This is a genomic window from Stenotrophomonas sp. NPDC077461 (assembly GCF_049545475.1).
Lineage (GTDB): Bacteria > Pseudomonadota > Gammaproteobacteria > Xanthomonadales > Xanthomonadaceae > Stenotrophomonas > Stenotrophomonas nematodicola.
In genome coordinates, this window is sequence record NZ_JBMWDO010000009.1 from 112,891 (window position 1) to 126,751 (window position 13,861).

Annotated in this window: 10 protein-coding genes; 2 read left to right on the forward strand and 8 right to left on the reverse strand. The window is 67.2% G+C overall.

The features are described from left to right. Positions 1-101 precede the first annotated feature (101 nt). The 4 genes from ACPEH8_RS15460 to ACPEH8_RS15475 all read right to left on the reverse strand — a co-directional run bounded on the left by ACPEH8_RS15460 (position 102) and on the right by ACPEH8_RS15475 (position 3,543). Entirely contained in the window at positions 102-1,472 is a 1,371-nt protein-coding gene (locus ACPEH8_RS15460; protein WP_017354720.1) for a pyridoxal-phosphate dependent enzyme, read from the reverse strand. Positions 1,473-1,712: 240 nt separating this feature from the next. Next, on the reverse strand, positions 1,713-1,931 hold the full coding sequence (locus ACPEH8_RS15465; protein ID WP_017354721.1) for a YdcH family protein: 219 nt from the start codon (positions 1,929-1,931) through the stop codon (positions 1,713-1,715). A 344-nt stretch (positions 1,932-2,275) separates the two neighbouring features. Next, positions 2,276-3,145: an OmpA family protein gene (locus tag ACPEH8_RS15470; RefSeq protein WP_037590765.1), complete on the reverse strand. Its 870-nt coding sequence runs from the start codon at positions 3,143-3,145 to the stop codon at positions 2,276-2,278. An 11-nt stretch (positions 3,146-3,156) separates the two neighbouring features. After that, on the reverse strand, positions 3,157-3,543 hold the full coding sequence (locus ACPEH8_RS15475) for a DUF4398 domain-containing protein (protein ID WP_017354723.1): 387 nt from the start codon (positions 3,541-3,543) through the stop codon (positions 3,157-3,159). 98 nt (positions 3,544-3,641) lie between these two features. Between ACPEH8_RS15475 and ACPEH8_RS15480 the strand changes: the two genes are divergently transcribed. Continuing rightward, positions 3,642-4,772 (forward strand): PilT/PilU family type 4a pilus ATPase, encoded by a 1,131-nt coding sequence (locus ACPEH8_RS15480; protein WP_017354724.1) that lies wholly within the window; start codon positions 3,642-3,644, stop codon positions 4,770-4,772. A 42-nt stretch (positions 4,773-4,814) separates the two neighbouring features. Here the strand turns inward: ACPEH8_RS15480 and maiA are convergent, their stop codons facing one another. Both maiA and ACPEH8_RS15490 read right to left on the reverse strand, forming a co-directional pair. After that, on the reverse strand, positions 4,815-5,471 hold the full coding sequence (gene maiA / locus ACPEH8_RS15485; RefSeq protein WP_017354725.1) for a maleylacetoacetate isomerase: 657 nt from the start codon (positions 5,469-5,471) through the stop codon (positions 4,815-4,817). 20 nt (positions 5,472-5,491) lie between these two features. Next, entirely contained in the window at positions 5,492-6,481 is a 990-nt protein-coding gene (locus tag ACPEH8_RS15490) for a fumarylacetoacetate hydrolase family protein (RefSeq protein ID WP_017354726.1), read from the reverse strand. A gap of 552 nt (positions 6,482-7,033) precedes the next feature. Between ACPEH8_RS15490 and ACPEH8_RS15495 the strand changes: the two genes are divergently transcribed. After that, positions 7,034-8,419, forward strand: coding sequence for a DEAD/DEAH box helicase (locus ACPEH8_RS15495; RefSeq protein ID WP_136003557.1), 1,386 nt, complete (start codon positions 7,034-7,036; stop codon positions 8,417-8,419). Positions 8,420-8,528: 109 nt separating this feature from the next. Here ACPEH8_RS15495 and ACPEH8_RS15500 read toward each other — a convergent pair whose 3' ends face one another. Further along, the gene (locus tag ACPEH8_RS15500) at positions 8,529-11,111 is read right to left on the reverse strand and encodes a M14 family zinc carboxypeptidase (RefSeq protein ID WP_423667350.1); all 2,583 of its coding nucleotides are present in this window, start codon (positions 11,109-11,111) and stop codon (positions 8,529-8,531) included. A 60-nt stretch (positions 11,112-11,171) separates the two neighbouring features. Further along, positions 11,172-13,826, reverse strand: coding sequence for a TonB-dependent receptor plug domain-containing protein (locus tag ACPEH8_RS15505; RefSeq protein ID WP_136003765.1), 2,655 nt, complete (start codon positions 13,824-13,826; stop codon positions 11,172-11,174). Between the last annotated feature and the right edge of the window lie 35 nt (positions 13,827-13,861).

Genomic DNA, 13,861 nt, shown 5'->3' on the forward strand with positions numbered 1-13,861 from the left:
GAGGGCCCCCGCAAAAGGAGCGGAAGTCTATCAGCGGCGGCTTAATCAGCCGTTGACGCGGATAAACGGGAGTTCAGAGCAGCGCGCGCGGCCTGCCGCGGTTACTGGACCCGCCGGCGCAGGTAGTTCAGCAGGTCGATGCGGGTGATCAGGCCCAGGAAGCTGGCACCGTCCATCACAATGGCCACCTGGCCGCGGTCGAACACCGGCAGCAGCGCCTCGATCGGGGACTTCACGTCCAGCCGGTCCAGTTTGCTGACCATCGCGGTGGAGACCGGGTCGCGGAAGCGCGCTTCATCGCCGTACACATGCAGCAGCACGTCGCTTTCGTCGACGATGCCGACCAGCTGGTCGCCATCCATCACCGGGAGCTGGGACACGTCATACAGCTTCATGCGCTGGTAGGCGGTGGTGAGCAGGTCGTTGGGACCGATCACCACAGTGTCGCGCTGGCCGTACGGGCGCAGGATCAGGTCGCGGAGGTCGCCGTGCTGCGGGCGCTCCAGGAAGCCGTTGTCCAGCATCCAGTAGTCGTTGTACATCTTGGACAAGTACTTGTTGCCGGTGTCGCAGACCAGGACCAGCACCTTCTTCGGGGTGGTCTGGGCCTTGCAGTACTTGAGTGCGGCGGCCAGCAGGGTACCGGTGGAGGAGCCACCGAGGATGCCTTCCTTGCCCAGCAGCTCGCGCGCGGTGTGGAAGCTCTCGGCGTCGCTGATCGCATAGGCCGTGGTGACGCGGCTGAAATCGGCGATGGAGGGCAGGAAATCTTCGCCGATGCCTTCCACCAGCCAACTGCCCGACTTGTCGTTGAGCACGCCATCATTGATGTACTCGGCCAGGATCGAGCCGACCGGATCGGCCAGCACCAGTTCGGTCTTCGGCGACAGCGTGGCGAAGGCGCGCGACAGACCGGTCATGGTGCCCGAGCTGCCGCAGCCGAACACGATCGCGTCCAGGTCCCCGCCCATCTGCTCAAGAATCTCCGGACCGGTGCCGAACTCATGCGCCGCCGGGTTGTCCGGATTGCCGAACTGGTTGATGAAGTAGGCGCCCGGGGTTTCCTCGGCCACGCGCTTGGCCATGTCCTGGTAGTACTCGGGGTGGCCCTTGGCCACGTCCGAACGGGTCAGGCGCACTTCGGCGCCCATCGCTTTCAGGTTGAAGATCTTCTCGCGGGACATCTTGTCCGGCACGACCAGGATCAGCTTGTAGCCCTTCTGCTGCGCCACCAGCGCCAGGCCCAGGCCGGTATTGCCGGCAGTGCCTTCCACCAGCGTCGCGCCGGGCTTGAGGTCCCCGCGCTGCTCGGCCGCCTCGATCATCGACAGGCCGATGCGGTCCTTGATCGACCCTCCGGGATTGGCGCTTTCGAGCTTCAGGAACAGCTCGCAGACGCCGGTATCCAGGCGCTGGGCCTTGACGATCGGGGTCTGGCCAATGAGGTCGAGTACGGAGGAGTGGATTGCCATCGGGTCACATCGATTCGCGCCGCAGAGCGGCCGGACCGGTGATTATCCGACGGTTGACGACGAATGTCAGGTTGGCGGGCACGATAGGCGTCGAACCGCCAGATTCATCGGGGCCGGCCGGCCGAGCGCATCGGCAGCGGCAGGAGCGACGCGGACGGCACCCGTCGACGAGGTGACAGGTACCGCCCGCGGCGGTGGGGTGCCGGGTGCCGACCGCCTTGGGCCGGCACCCGAATAGCGTCAATGCGTGGGGGAGTCGTACATCCGTTCCAGCTTCTGCTTGGTCAGCAGCTTCTCACGCTTCATCTGGCCCAGGGTGAGATGGTCTATCGGAAGCACGCCCAGCTCGGCATCCATGCACTTCTTGTTCAACTTCTGGTGCCGTTCGTAAAGCGCCTTGAATTCCGGATCACGCTTGCGACGTGCATCGATCTCGCTCTGGGGCTGACCTTCAAACATGATGAACCTCCTATCGCTTCTTGCTGAAACAAGAACGCCCCGGCCTTGCGGCACGGGGCGTTGCTTTGGGGGCGGAGCACGCGGCGCGGCGGGCGTCCTCGACACAGCCTGCGTCCAACCCATGCGGGGCGACAAACGGCTGTGATTCGCGACGCTGACGCATTACCGGCCCTCCAATCGTCCGGGCCGCGGAGGCGTCCCGGACAATTGACCCTACGCTTGCTTGGGAGGCGGTTCAAGCGTTTCAGAAGATATTTTCGACCCCACCAAGGTGGGGTTCAGCCTGAACGCGCAGGACAACGAAAATTCAACAAAAACAGCAACCTGCCGATACCCGGCCGGCATCAGGGCGCGATGATCACCTCGGCCGACCGGGCCTTGGTGGCCGGCGCCTTCTTGCCAGTGGCCTGCAACCGGCTGGCGCTGACGCCGGCGGCCACCAGGGCATCGCGCAGGGCGTCGGCGCGCTGCTGGCCGACCCCGGCCGCGGCATCGTAGGCCTCGATCCGCACCCGCCCCTTCCTGCCGATGTTCAGGTACTCGGCCAGGGCCTTGGCCTGCCCCTTGGCCCCGCTGGACAGGGCGCCCTTGCCGGCGGCGAAGGCATCGCCATTGAAGGTGAACACCTCCCCGCGGGTATCGAACTTGGAGCCGGGAAGCTTCTGGCCGGACACCAGTTCAGCCTCTTCCCGGGCCAGCTTGGCCGCGCTCTGCTGGGCCGCGCTGAGACGGGCGGTCTGCTTGCCGGCGACGCTGGTCAGCGCGGTCTCGGCATCCTGGCGGGCCAGCGCCTCGGTTTCGGCCGCGATCCGCAGGCGCTCGCTTTCCTCGGCCTGGATCTGGGCCTGCACGCGCAGGCGCTCGGCCTCCTGGCGGGCACGTACCGCATCGCGGCGGCTGGCCTCGATCAGCAGTTCGCTGCGGGTACGCTCCAGGCGATCCACCTCACGCTGGGCCAGGGCGGCACGCACGCTGGACTCGGCAATCTCGACCCGGCGTTCGGCCAGATAACGGGCCTGGTCGACGTCGCGGCGCTTGGCCTTGGCCAGGTCGGCCACGGCCTGCTGGGCCTGCAGGCGCTGGAACGCGGCCAGTTCGGCCGTGTCGGGATTGGCCTGGATCGTCAGCAGGCGCTGATTGAGCTGGGCCACGGCCGGGTCTTCGGCGGCCAGGCTCGTGAACGGCAGGGACAGGCTCAGGGCCAGCAGCAGCATGCGGGTGTGCTTCACGGGCGGTCTTCTCCGGTGGCGAGCTGGCGCTGCAGCTGGGCCACCTCGTTGCGCCGCAGTTGCAGCTGCGCGGTGGCGGTGGCTTCTTCGCTGCGGGCCCGGGCCAGGTCGGCATCGACCGTGGCCCGCAGCGCCAGCGCCGGGGCGTTCTTGCGCTCGCGGCGATCGCCGGCGGCGCGCTGGGCCTGTTCCAGCCCCTGGCGCGCGACGGCGATCAGGTCCGGTGCGTACTGGTCGGCATCGGCCTGGGTGGCCTTGTCCACGGCCTGACGGGCCTGCGCCAGCTCCAGGGCCGCTTCCTGCGCCGTGGCGGTGCCGGCAAGCGCTAATGCGCACACCATCACATACAGAGGGTGTCGTATTTGTGCGAAGCTAGTTTTCATTGGGGTGCCGTCGCCGGGTTGTCTGTGCGCGGCCATTGTCGGAAGCCTGCGGCGTGCTTGCAACGGTACGCCGCTGATTTGTTGGGGAAACATTGCGCATGGATATCGGCTACTTCCTGAAGCTGATGACCGAAAAGAACGCTTCGGACATGTTCTTGACCACCGGAGCCCCGGTGTACATCAAGATCGAGGGCAAGCTGTACCCGCTGGGGAACACCGGCCTGCCGCCCGGCATGGTCAAGAAAATCGCCTACTCGCTGATGGACGAGGGCCAGGCACCGCAGTTCGAGCGCGAGCTGGAGCTCAACATGGCCATCGCCCTGCCGGACGCGGGGCGCTTCCGCGTGAACGTGTTCAAGCAGCGCGGCGAAGTGGGCATGGTGATCCGCGCCATCCGCAGCAAGATCCCCAGCATCGAGGAGCTCAACCTCCCGCAGGTGCTCAAGGACGTCATCATGACCCCGCGCGGGCTGGTGCTGGTGGTCGGCTCGACCGGTTCGGGCAAGTCGACCTCGCTGGCCTCGATGATCGACCACCGCAACAGCACCACGACCGGGCACATCCTCACCATCGAGGACCCGATCGAGTACCTGCACAAGCACAAGATGTCCATCGTCAACCAGCGCGAGGTCGGCCTGGACACCCACGCCTTCCACAATGCGCTGAAGAACGCGATGCGCGAGGCGCCGGACGTGATCCTGATCGGCGAGATCCTGGATGCGGAGACGATGGAGGCGGCGATCGCCTTCGCCGAGACCGGGCACCTGTGCCTGGCCACCCTGCACTCCAACAACGCCGACCAGACCATCGAGCGCATCCTCAACTTCTTCCCGGAGAGCGCACATCGCAACGTGCTGATGAACCTCTCCCTCAACCTGCGCGCAGTGGTCTCCCAGCGGCTGGTCAAGGGCAAGGACGGACGCCGTCTGCCGGCCACCGAAGTGCTGATCAACACCCCGATGATCCGCGACCTGCTGCGCCGCGGCCAGGTGCACGAGATCAAGGCGGCGATGGAAGCCTCGCTGGAGGAAGGCATGGAGAGTTTCGACCAGTGCCTGTTCCGGATGGCCAAGTCGGGGATCATCGAGCAGGAGGAAGCGCTGCGCGCGGCCGACTCGCGCGATGGCCTGGCGCTGAAGTTCCGCCTGTCCGAAGGCGGCAGCGGCGAGCACGACCCCTACGCCGATTATTCGGCCGCCACCCCGGCCGCGATCACGCACGGGTTCTGATCCGGCGCCGGTGGGTACCGACCGTTGGTCGGTACGCCTTCGTCAGGCCGACGCGTCGGCCTGGCTTTCCGGCTTGGCCGCCGCGAACGCCGGCAGGGCCAGGCACGCCGCATCGATGCGGACCAGGGTCGGGTACGGCTCCAGGTCCAGCTTGAAGCGGCGCGCGTTGTACATCTGCGGTACCAGGCAGCAGTCGGCCAGGGTCGGGATGTCGCCGTGGCAGAACCGGCCGGTATCGACCGATTCGACCAGCATCCGCTCCATCGCGTCGAACCCCACCCGGATCCAGTGTCGGGTCCAGTCGTCGCGCTCGGGCTGCGGCACGCTCCAGGTATCGCTGAAGAACTGCATCACCCGCAGATTGTTGAGCGGATGGATGTCGCAGGCCACCAGCTGGGCCAGCGCCCGCACACGCGCCCGTCCTTCAGCGTCGTCGGGCAGCAGCGCCGGGTCCGGGAACACCTCGTCGAGGTACTCCAGGATCGCCATCGACTGCTGCAGCACGCGTTCGCCATGCCGCAGGGTCGGTACCAGCTCCTGCGGATTGAGCGCGGCATAGGCGGCGGTGTGCTGCTGTCCGCCGTCGCGCACCAGATGCACCGGCGTGATCTGGTGCGGCAGGCCCTTCAGGTTCAGGCCGATGCGCACGCGGTAGGCCGCGCTGGAGCGCCAGTAGCTGTACAGCTCGATGCGGTCCATGTGCGCTCCGTAACGTGCGTTCAGGGCTTGACTGCCTGTTCGATGCGCTGCTCGATCGCACCGAAGATGCTCTTGCCGGCGGCATCCAGCATTTCGATCCGGACCACGTCGCCGAAGGACATGAACGGCGTGCTCGGCTTGCCGTCGCGCAGGGTTTCAACGGTGCGCTGCTCGGCGAAGCACGAGGCGCCCTTGCTGGTGTCTTCGTTGGCGATGGTGCCCGAGCCGACGATCGCGCCGGCGCCCAGCGGGCGGGTCTTGGCCGCATGGGCAACCAGCTGGGCGAAGTTGAACTGCATGTCCACCCCCGCTTCCGGCGCGCCGAACCAGACACCATTGATATGCGTGACCAGCGGCAGGTGCACCTTGCTGTCCTGCCAGGCCTCGCCCAGCTCGTCAGGGGTGACGAACACCGGCGACAGCGCCGAGCGCGGCTTGGACTGCAGGAAGCCGAAGCCCTTGGCCAGCTCGCCCGGGATCAGGTTGCGCAGGGAGACGTCGTTGACCAGGCCCACCAGCTGGATGTGGCCGGCGGCCTGCTCGGGAGTGACTGCCATCGGCACGTCGTCGGTGATCACCACGATCTCCGCTTCCAGGTCGATCCCGTAGTCCTCGCTGACCACCTTGACCGCATCGCGCGGGCCGTAGAAGCCGGCGCTGGTGGCCTGGTACATCAGCGGATCGGTGTAGAAGCTCTCCGGCACCTCGGCACCACGGGCGCGACGGACGCGCTCGACGTGCGGCAGGTAGGCGCTGCCGTCGACAAATTCATAGGCCCGCGGCAACGGTGCGGCCAGCGCCTGCATGTCGATGTCGAACACCCCGTCGGCGCTGCCGTCGTTGAGCGACTCATACAGCGCATTCAAGCGCGGCGCCACGTGGCTCCAGTCTTCCAGGGCCTGCTGCAGCGTGCCGGCGATGCCGGTGGCGCGCACGCCGTGGGCGAGGTCGCGCGAGACGACGATCAGGGTGCCGTCGCGGCCGCCTTCCTTCAAAGAACCAAGCTTCATGGGTGGGTATCCGGGATCGCTGAAAATAGGTTTCAAGTGTAATCAAATGCGCGGCGCAGCCAAGCTGCGTTGCGACAGAAATCCACCATAAACGATACCCCCCCGCCGTGCTGGCCGGGCTCGTGCGGCAACGGCCCTCCGTCCTGCGCGCCACGGCGCCACCCCGCGCTCAGGATCGGGGGGGCCATGTCCTCCAGAGGCAGGCGCGCCCCGCGGCGGACGTGGGCCATGCGGCGCTCGTCGGCCGTTCCCTGCCCTTGGCCCATAACTGAACAGGTCGATTTGGTATGGATCTCAAACATCCGTTAGACTAGGCGGGTCTGCAGCGGCCGTCCGTTTCCCTTCGGGATCGCCGGCGATATGGATCAACGATCCGTCGCCCGCCCCCACTCCGACGCCATTCGTCATGCATTCCAGTCTGCGCACCGCGCCGGCTGCACCCAATTCTCGCAGCGCGGTTTACGGGAACGCTCCGAGTCAGCCGATCTCAATGATCTGCCTCACGTCCGGCCATTCGGCCTGGCGTTACTTCGTTTTTGGAGCTTCCACCCGATGTCTTTTGAATCGCTGGGCCTTGCGCCCTTCCTGCTGCGTGCCTTGGCCGAGCAGGGTTACGACACCCCTACCCCGATCCAGGAACAGGCCATCCCGCTGGCCCTGGACGGCCGCGACCTGCTGGCCGGCGCCCAGACCGGCACCGGCAAGACCGCTGCCTTCGGCCTGCCGCTGCTGCAGCATCTGGCCACCAACCCGCAGGCCGTCAACGGCCCGCGCAAGCCGCGTGCGCTGGTGCTGGCACCGACCCGCGAGCTGGCTACCCAGGTGCATGACAGCCTGCGCGGCTACAGCAAGTACCTGCGCATTCCGAGCGCCTGCATCTACGGCGGCGTCGGCATGGGCAACCAGTTCGACGTGCTGCGCCGTGGCGTGGACCTGCTGGTGGCCTGCCCGGGCCGCCTGATCGACCACCTGGAGCGTCGCAGCGTCGACCTGTCCGGGATCGAAGTGCTGGTGCTGGACGAAGCCGACCGCATGCTCGACATGGGCTTCCTGCCGTCGATCAAGAAGATCCTGGCCAAGCTGCCGCGCCAGAACCGCCAGACCCTGCTGTTCTCGGCCACCTTCGAGGAGAGCATCAAGCAGTTGGCGCTGGAGTTCATGCGCAACCCGGAACAGATCCAGGTCACGCCGAAGAACACCGTCGCCGAAACCATCACCCACCGCGTGCACCCGGTCGATGGCGCGCGCAAGCGCGAACTGCTGCTGCACCTGCTGGCCCAGGACAGCCGTGAGCAGACCCTGGTGTTCGGCCGTACCAAGCACGGCTGCGACAAGCTGGCCACGTTCCTGGAGAAGTCCGGCATCAAGACCGCGGCGATCCACGGCAACAAGAGCCAGGGCCAGCGTCTGCGTGCCCTCGGCGACTTCAAGGCCGGCCGCGTGACCGTGCTGGTGGCCACCGACATTGCCGCACGCGGTATCGACATCAACGAGCTGCCGAAGGTCATCAACTACGACCTGCCGATGGTGGCCGAAGATTACGTGCACCGCATCGGTCGTACCGGCCGCAACGGCTCGACCGGCCAGGCGATCTCGCTGGTGGCGCAGGACGAGGCCAAGCTGCTGCGCCAGATCGTGCGCCTGCTGGACAAGGACATGGACATCCGCGACGTGCCGGGCTTCGAGCCGCAGACGCCGATCCGCTGGGGCAACAGCGCGCCGGGCAAGGCCGAGCAGCCCGGTGGCGACCGTTCGCCGCGCAAGCACGCGCGTCGTCCGCACAGCGAGGCCCCGCGCCACGCCCATGCCGGCCCGAAGAAGGCCGGTGGCGGCCAGCGCGATGGTGCCGGCCGCGGTGCGCCGCGTGGCGGCCAGCCGCAGGGCCAGCGTCGTGGCAGTGGTGGCCGCGGTCCGGGTGGCGGCAGCCGCGCGGGCTGATCCGTTCGCGGAGTGCTGAAACAGAAAAAGGGCGACGCACTGCGTCGCCCTTTTTCATTGCGCGGGGGGGCCGGGGTTGGCGTGGAGGGCCGCCGGGCAGAGCCCGGCTCTACCCGCGTTGCTTGGCCGGGTTGAGCTGGTTGCCGAAGAAGATCGCGTTCAACAGCAGCCGCTCGGTGCCGTGCCAGTACTTGCGGTGCGCCGGATCGTCAGCGAACAGGACCACGTTGCCCTGCCCTTGCGGCGAGACCAGCAGCCATGCCGAGCCCGCCACGCGGTTGCGGTTGGCCTCGGACAGATAGCCGTTGACGCGCGGCGTGGCGTCGATGCGCACCACCGTGGAAAACGGATTGCGGCTCGGCTTGAAGCTGATGCCGTTCTCCTTGTTGACCGCCAGTTCCGTGCGTGGCAGGCCGAAGCCCAGCGGATGGCTGGTGTCCACATCGGCACTGAGGATGTTGCCACTCACCCGCTCGATCGCGGCGATGTCGCGCTGGTCGCCGAATGCCCGGCGCGAGGCATCCGGTTGCGTTTCTTCTGCGCCCAGCACTTCGTCGGCGAGCTTCTGCTCGATCGCCCAGCGCGCGGCGCTGCCATAGGTGACCAGTGATCCACCGGCGTTGATCCAGCGCTTCAGCGCCGCCACTGCGGCCGCGTCGACACCGGCGTAGGTGCCGCCGGCGAGCACGATCGTGGTGTAACGGTCCAGCGTGACCTTGCCCAGCTGGGCCGGGTCCAGCTTGCTGGCCGGCAGCCGCACCTGCTGGTCAAGCAGGAACCACGCCGATCCGATCTCGGTGGCACTGACGCCCTCGCCCATCACCAGCGCCACTGCCGGTGTGCGCAGCGATTTCACGCTGTCGCTGCCCAGGTCGATACCGCTGCGGCTCTGGCCACTGGCCACCGCGTACAGGCGCACACCACTGTCGCGCGCCACCTGCTCGACCGCCGCCAGCAGTTCCCCTCCGGCCAGCGGCTGGCCGGCTACCGGAATCACCACGCTGCCGCGCGCGAACGACTGCTCGCCGTCGGCGGTGGCCGCCGTGAACGGCTGGAAGGCGGCACGGGTCTTCAGCCCCCGTGCCTGCAGCGCGTACAACGCCTGGCTGGCGTTGTAGTCGCGCCAGTCGAGCACGTACGCGAAGCCGGCCTGGCCGCCACTCACGCCCCCCTGTGCCGGTGCCACTGCGGTGATGCGCGGACCGCCGTCGAGGCGGCTGCGGCTGCCGGCAAAGGCCACCCCGTAGGCCGGCGCGATGGCGTAGGACGTGCTGCCATAGAACACGTCGCCCTTGATCGGCGGTGTGTCGGCGAAGATCGAATGCACCAGTCGGAACTGGGGCTGTGCGGTCGGCACCACGTATGCACTCCCGGGGAGGAAGCGCTGGCCGTCCACGGTCACCGCTGCGGTCAGCGGCTGCACGGTGATCCGGTGCTGCAACAGCAGGTCGAGCAGTCGGGCGGTCAGGCCGGGATCATGCGCGTCGCCGAACACGAATGCCTTCACCGGCTGCTGGCCCGCCTGCGTCAGCGCGGACTGGAAGAAATCCTTCTGCAACGCAATCAGCCCGTCGCGTTCGGTGACCGCACCGCGCACGGTGCCCAGGCCGGTGGCCACCTGGTTGCGGATGGTGAAGGGGAACGTGAGCAGGCCGTTGACCGACTCCTGCACGCGCCCGCGCGAGCTGGCCTGCTCGACCGTCACTCCGACGGCGCCGTGGAAGTCGGGGTAGGTGGAGCCGTACACCGGCGAGAAGTTGTCGAAGTTCTCGCCGGTGTAGTACAGCGAGCCCAGCGCATCCAGCGCCTGTGCGTGGTACCTGGCCAGGGTCCTGTTGAACGCGTACGACGCGGCCGGGATCAGCGGGCTGTGCATGCTCGCCGGCGACGGCTCGAAGTAGTAGGTGCTGTCCTTGCCCATCTCGTGGAAGTCGATCTGGACGTTGGGATACCAGCGATGGAAGTAGGCGATCTTCGGCCGCGTATCCTGCTGGGTCAGCGCCAGCCAGTCGCGGTTGAGGTCGGTGAAATAGTGGTTGGTACGTCCCTGTGGGAACGGTTCGACGTGTTCCTTGTCGGCCGGATCGGCCGATGCCGGCGACGACGCGTAGGCGTTGTGCCAGCTTGCCGCGCGGTCGCGGCCGTCGGGGTTCTGCGCGGGATCGAACAGCACCACCGCCCGATCCAGCCACTGGGCGGTATCGGCACTGCGGTTGGCCACCAGGTAGTAGGCAGTCAGCAGTGCCGCCTCCCCGCTGGAGGTTTCATTGCCGTGCACGCTGTAGCCCAGCCAGACCACCACCGGGCTGTTGCCGGCCGCCGACAGCGGCTGTGCCGGATCGGCCAGGGTGACGTGCTGGCGGCGGAGGGTCTCCAACTGCTGATGGTTCTGCGCCGAGGTGACGGTGGCGATCAGCAGGGGGCGGCCTTCGTAGCTGGTGCCGATGCGCTCGACCTTGATTTTGTCCGAATGCCGGGCCAGTTCGTCGAAATAGGCCACCAGCTGGTCGTGGCGGGTATAGCGGCTGCCGATCTCGTAGCCGAGGAACTGCTGCGGGGTGGGAATGGACGGATCGAAATCACCGCCCTGCGGAAAGAAGTACGCGCTCTGCGCGAAGGCTGGCGCAGCCAGCAACCAGAGCGATCCCACCAGCCAGGCGATGGGACGTGACACGACACGATGCAAGGACACAGCGGTTCCCCATGAAACGGGGGCCGGCGTGCATGCCGGCCCCGATGGTGACGGACGTGGTCAGAAGCGGTAGTCGAAACCGACCGTGACATAGCGGCCACGCAGGTCGTACTGACTGAAGTCGTACGGCGCGCGGATGCCCGGGAAGGAGGCGTCGTACGGCGGTTCCTCATCGGCCAGGTTCTGGATCTTGGCGTACAGGGTCAGCTTCTCCAGCCCGGTGTAGGCCAGGTACAGATCGAACTGGCTGTAGGCATCCACACGATCCTGCACCGCGGTGGCGGCGGCGCTGGCCTTCTGGTCATAGCCACTGGTGTAGTACCAGGTCAGCGCGGTGCGGATGTCGCCATAGCTCCAGTCCAGGGTGGTGGTGGCCTTGTTCCTGGGCAGCGTGGCGCCCCGGTTGCTGCCGGCATAGTCCACCAGCGGCCCACCGACCACGGTGGGGCGGCGGTAGCTGCGCACGTGGGTGAAGGCGCTGCTGAGCCCGAAGTCGCCGGCGCGCTCGGTCGGGAAGCGCTGGCGCAGTTCCACGTCGACGCCGGAGGTCTTCAGTTCGCTCAGGTTCTGGTAGCGGTTGTACACCGCCAGCAGCTTGCCGCGCTCATCGCGCAGGACCGCGCCGGGCACGTTGTCGGTCACCAGGGTCTGGGTGTTGTTGGTACCCACCAGGTTCTCCAGCTCGATGCGGTAGTAGTCCACGCTCAGGCTGGTGTTGGACCACGGCGACAGTACGATGCCGGCGTTGAAGCTCCTGGTGCGTTCGGGCTTGAGGTCGTTGTTGCCGACGGTGAAGAAGGTCGGGTTCTGGCGCGAGCCCGGCACGTCCGGATCACGCGGGTCGATCACGCTGCCGTAGGCGATGCTGGTGCTGTTGGAGTTCTCCGACAGCGACGGCGCGCGGAAGCCCCTGGAGGCGGCGGCACGCACCAGCAGGATGTCCCACGGCTGCCAGCGCAGGCTCAGCTTGGGCGAGAACGCATCGCCGAAATCACTGTAATGGTCGGCACGCGCGGCGGCCTGCAGTTCCAGCCGCTCGGCCAGCGGCACATTGACCTCGGCATAGGCTGCGGTGACCTTGCGCTCGCCGTGCACCTCGGCGATGGCCGGGCGGATCTGCAGGCCGGCATCGATCTGCCACGGGTTGTTGGAGTCGAGCTTCTCGCGGCGCCACTCGGCACCGGCGGCGAAGCCGATCTCACCGGCCCAGGTGTGGCCGAGCGCACCGGATATCCTGGCATCCACGCCCTGCAGCACCGATTCGGCCGGCCGCAGCGTGCTGATGTTGATGGCGTTGAGCACGTCCGGTGCGGTTGCGGACGGGTTGAGCAGGTTGTAACTGCCATCGGCCAGCGCCGCAGCCAGCGCATAGCGGTTGGCAAAGCCGCCGGAGACGGTTTCGCGCTCGCTGCTGCGTGCGCCGAACGCGCCCACTTCCCAGTCCCAGTTCTGCAGGCTGCCGCGCACCCCGACCAGGCCGCGGTAGGCCTGCGACCGGTTGGTCTTGATGGTCGGCCCAAGGTTGAAGAAGGTGTACTCGATCGGCACCGCGCGGCCATACGGGTTGTACGGGCTGCTGGCGGGCAGGTTGGATGACACCGGCTCGGCCAGGCCGGTATCGGCATTCAGAGCGAAGCGGCCGCTTTCCAGGGTGAAGAACGGGCTGCTGCCGAACCAGGAGACGCCCTTGATGTCGCTGTACAGCACTTCGCCGAAGGCTTCGACGGAATCGTTCACGCGGAAGGTGCCGTTGACGTAGGCCTGGTAGCGCTTGGTGGAGGGAATCAGCGTGGTGTACGGCGCCTGGTTGAAGCCGCAGGTGTTGCCGGCAAGGCCGTCGATCGGCGCGCTGGCCACCAGCGTGGTGCCTTCCGGGCAGTTGCCGCTGGCATCGAGCATCGGCACCGAAGCGCCGTTGATCAGATAGCGCGCGCCCTTGGCCGACCAGCCGTTCCAGCGGCCGCCGGGCGTGTCGGTATAGATGCCGGACCTGGTGAGGTCGCGCTGGTCCTGGTCCAGGCGCTCGCGGTTGTAGCCTTCCAGGCTCACCAGGATGTTGTAGCCATCGGTGTCGAGGTCGCCGATGCCGCCGATGAACTTCAGGTTCTGCTCGTCCAGCCCGCCCTGGTCGGCCGTGCCGAGGCTGCCACCGAGGTCGGCGCCCTGGAAGTTCTGCCGGGTGATGATGTTGACCACACCGGCTACTGCGTCGGAGCCGTACACCGCCGAGGCGCCGTCCTTGAGCACTTCGATGCGTTCCACCGCCACCAGCGGCAGCGCGTTGAGGTTGACGAAGGTGTCTGACAGGCCGCCGGCCGGGAAGCCGTAGTTGGCCAGGCGGCGCCCGTTGAGCAGCACCAGCGTGTTCTTCTGCGACAGGCCGCGCAGGCCGATACCGGCCGAACCGGACGCCCAGCCGTTGTTGGTGGTTTCGTTGGTGGCATTGCCGGTGTTGGCCGAGATCGAGCGCAGCAGGTCGGCGACGGTGGCCTTGCCGGTCTCCTCCAACTGCTGGCGGTCGATCACCTGCACCGGATTGGCGCTTTCGGTGTCGGTACGTTTGATGTTGGAGCCGGTGACCCGCACCGCGGCGAGCGTCGTGCTCTCGCCGGCGGCATCGGCAGCGGCGGTATCGGCGGAGGAATACGCCAGCGCAGGCAAAGGCGTGGCCAGTGCAGCGGAAAGAGCCGCTACAAGAAGAGTGTGCTTGGGCATGAACTTCAGTGGGGTGGTGGACGACAAGTTCCGCA

Coding starts and splice junctions, on each gene's coding strand:
- ACPEH8_RS15470 (WP_037590765.1), bottom strand. CDS start 3,145: ATGCTGCTGCTGGCCCTGAGCCTGTCCCTGCCGTTCACGAGCCTGGCC.
- ACPEH8_RS15475 (WP_017354723.1), bottom strand. CDS start 3,543: ATGAAAACTAGCTTCGCACAAATACGACACCCTCTGTATGTGATGGTG.
- ACPEH8_RS15505 (WP_136003765.1), bottom strand. CDS start 13,826: ATGCCCAAGCACACTCTTCTTGTAGCGGCTCTTTCCGCTGCACTGGCC.
- maiA (WP_017354725.1), bottom strand. CDS start 5,471: ATGGACCGCATCGAGCTGTACAGCTACTGGCGCTCCAGCGCGGCCTAC.
- ACPEH8_RS15490 (WP_017354726.1), bottom strand. CDS start 6,481: ATGAAGCTTGGTTCTTTGAAGGAAGGCGGCCGCGACGGCACCCTGATC.
- ACPEH8_RS15465 (WP_017354721.1), bottom strand. CDS start 1,931: ATGTTTGAAGGTCAGCCCCAGAGCGAGATCGATGCACGTCGCAAGCGT.
- ACPEH8_RS15495 (WP_136003557.1), top strand. CDS start 7,034: ATGTCTTTTGAATCGCTGGGCCTTGCGCCCTTCCTGCTGCGTGCCTTG.
- ACPEH8_RS15480 (WP_017354724.1), top strand. CDS start 3,642: ATGGATATCGGCTACTTCCTGAAGCTGATGACCGAAAAGAACGCTTCG.
- ACPEH8_RS15460 (WP_017354720.1), bottom strand. CDS start 1,472: ATGGCAATCCACTCCTCCGTACTCGACCTCATTGGCCAGACCCCGATC.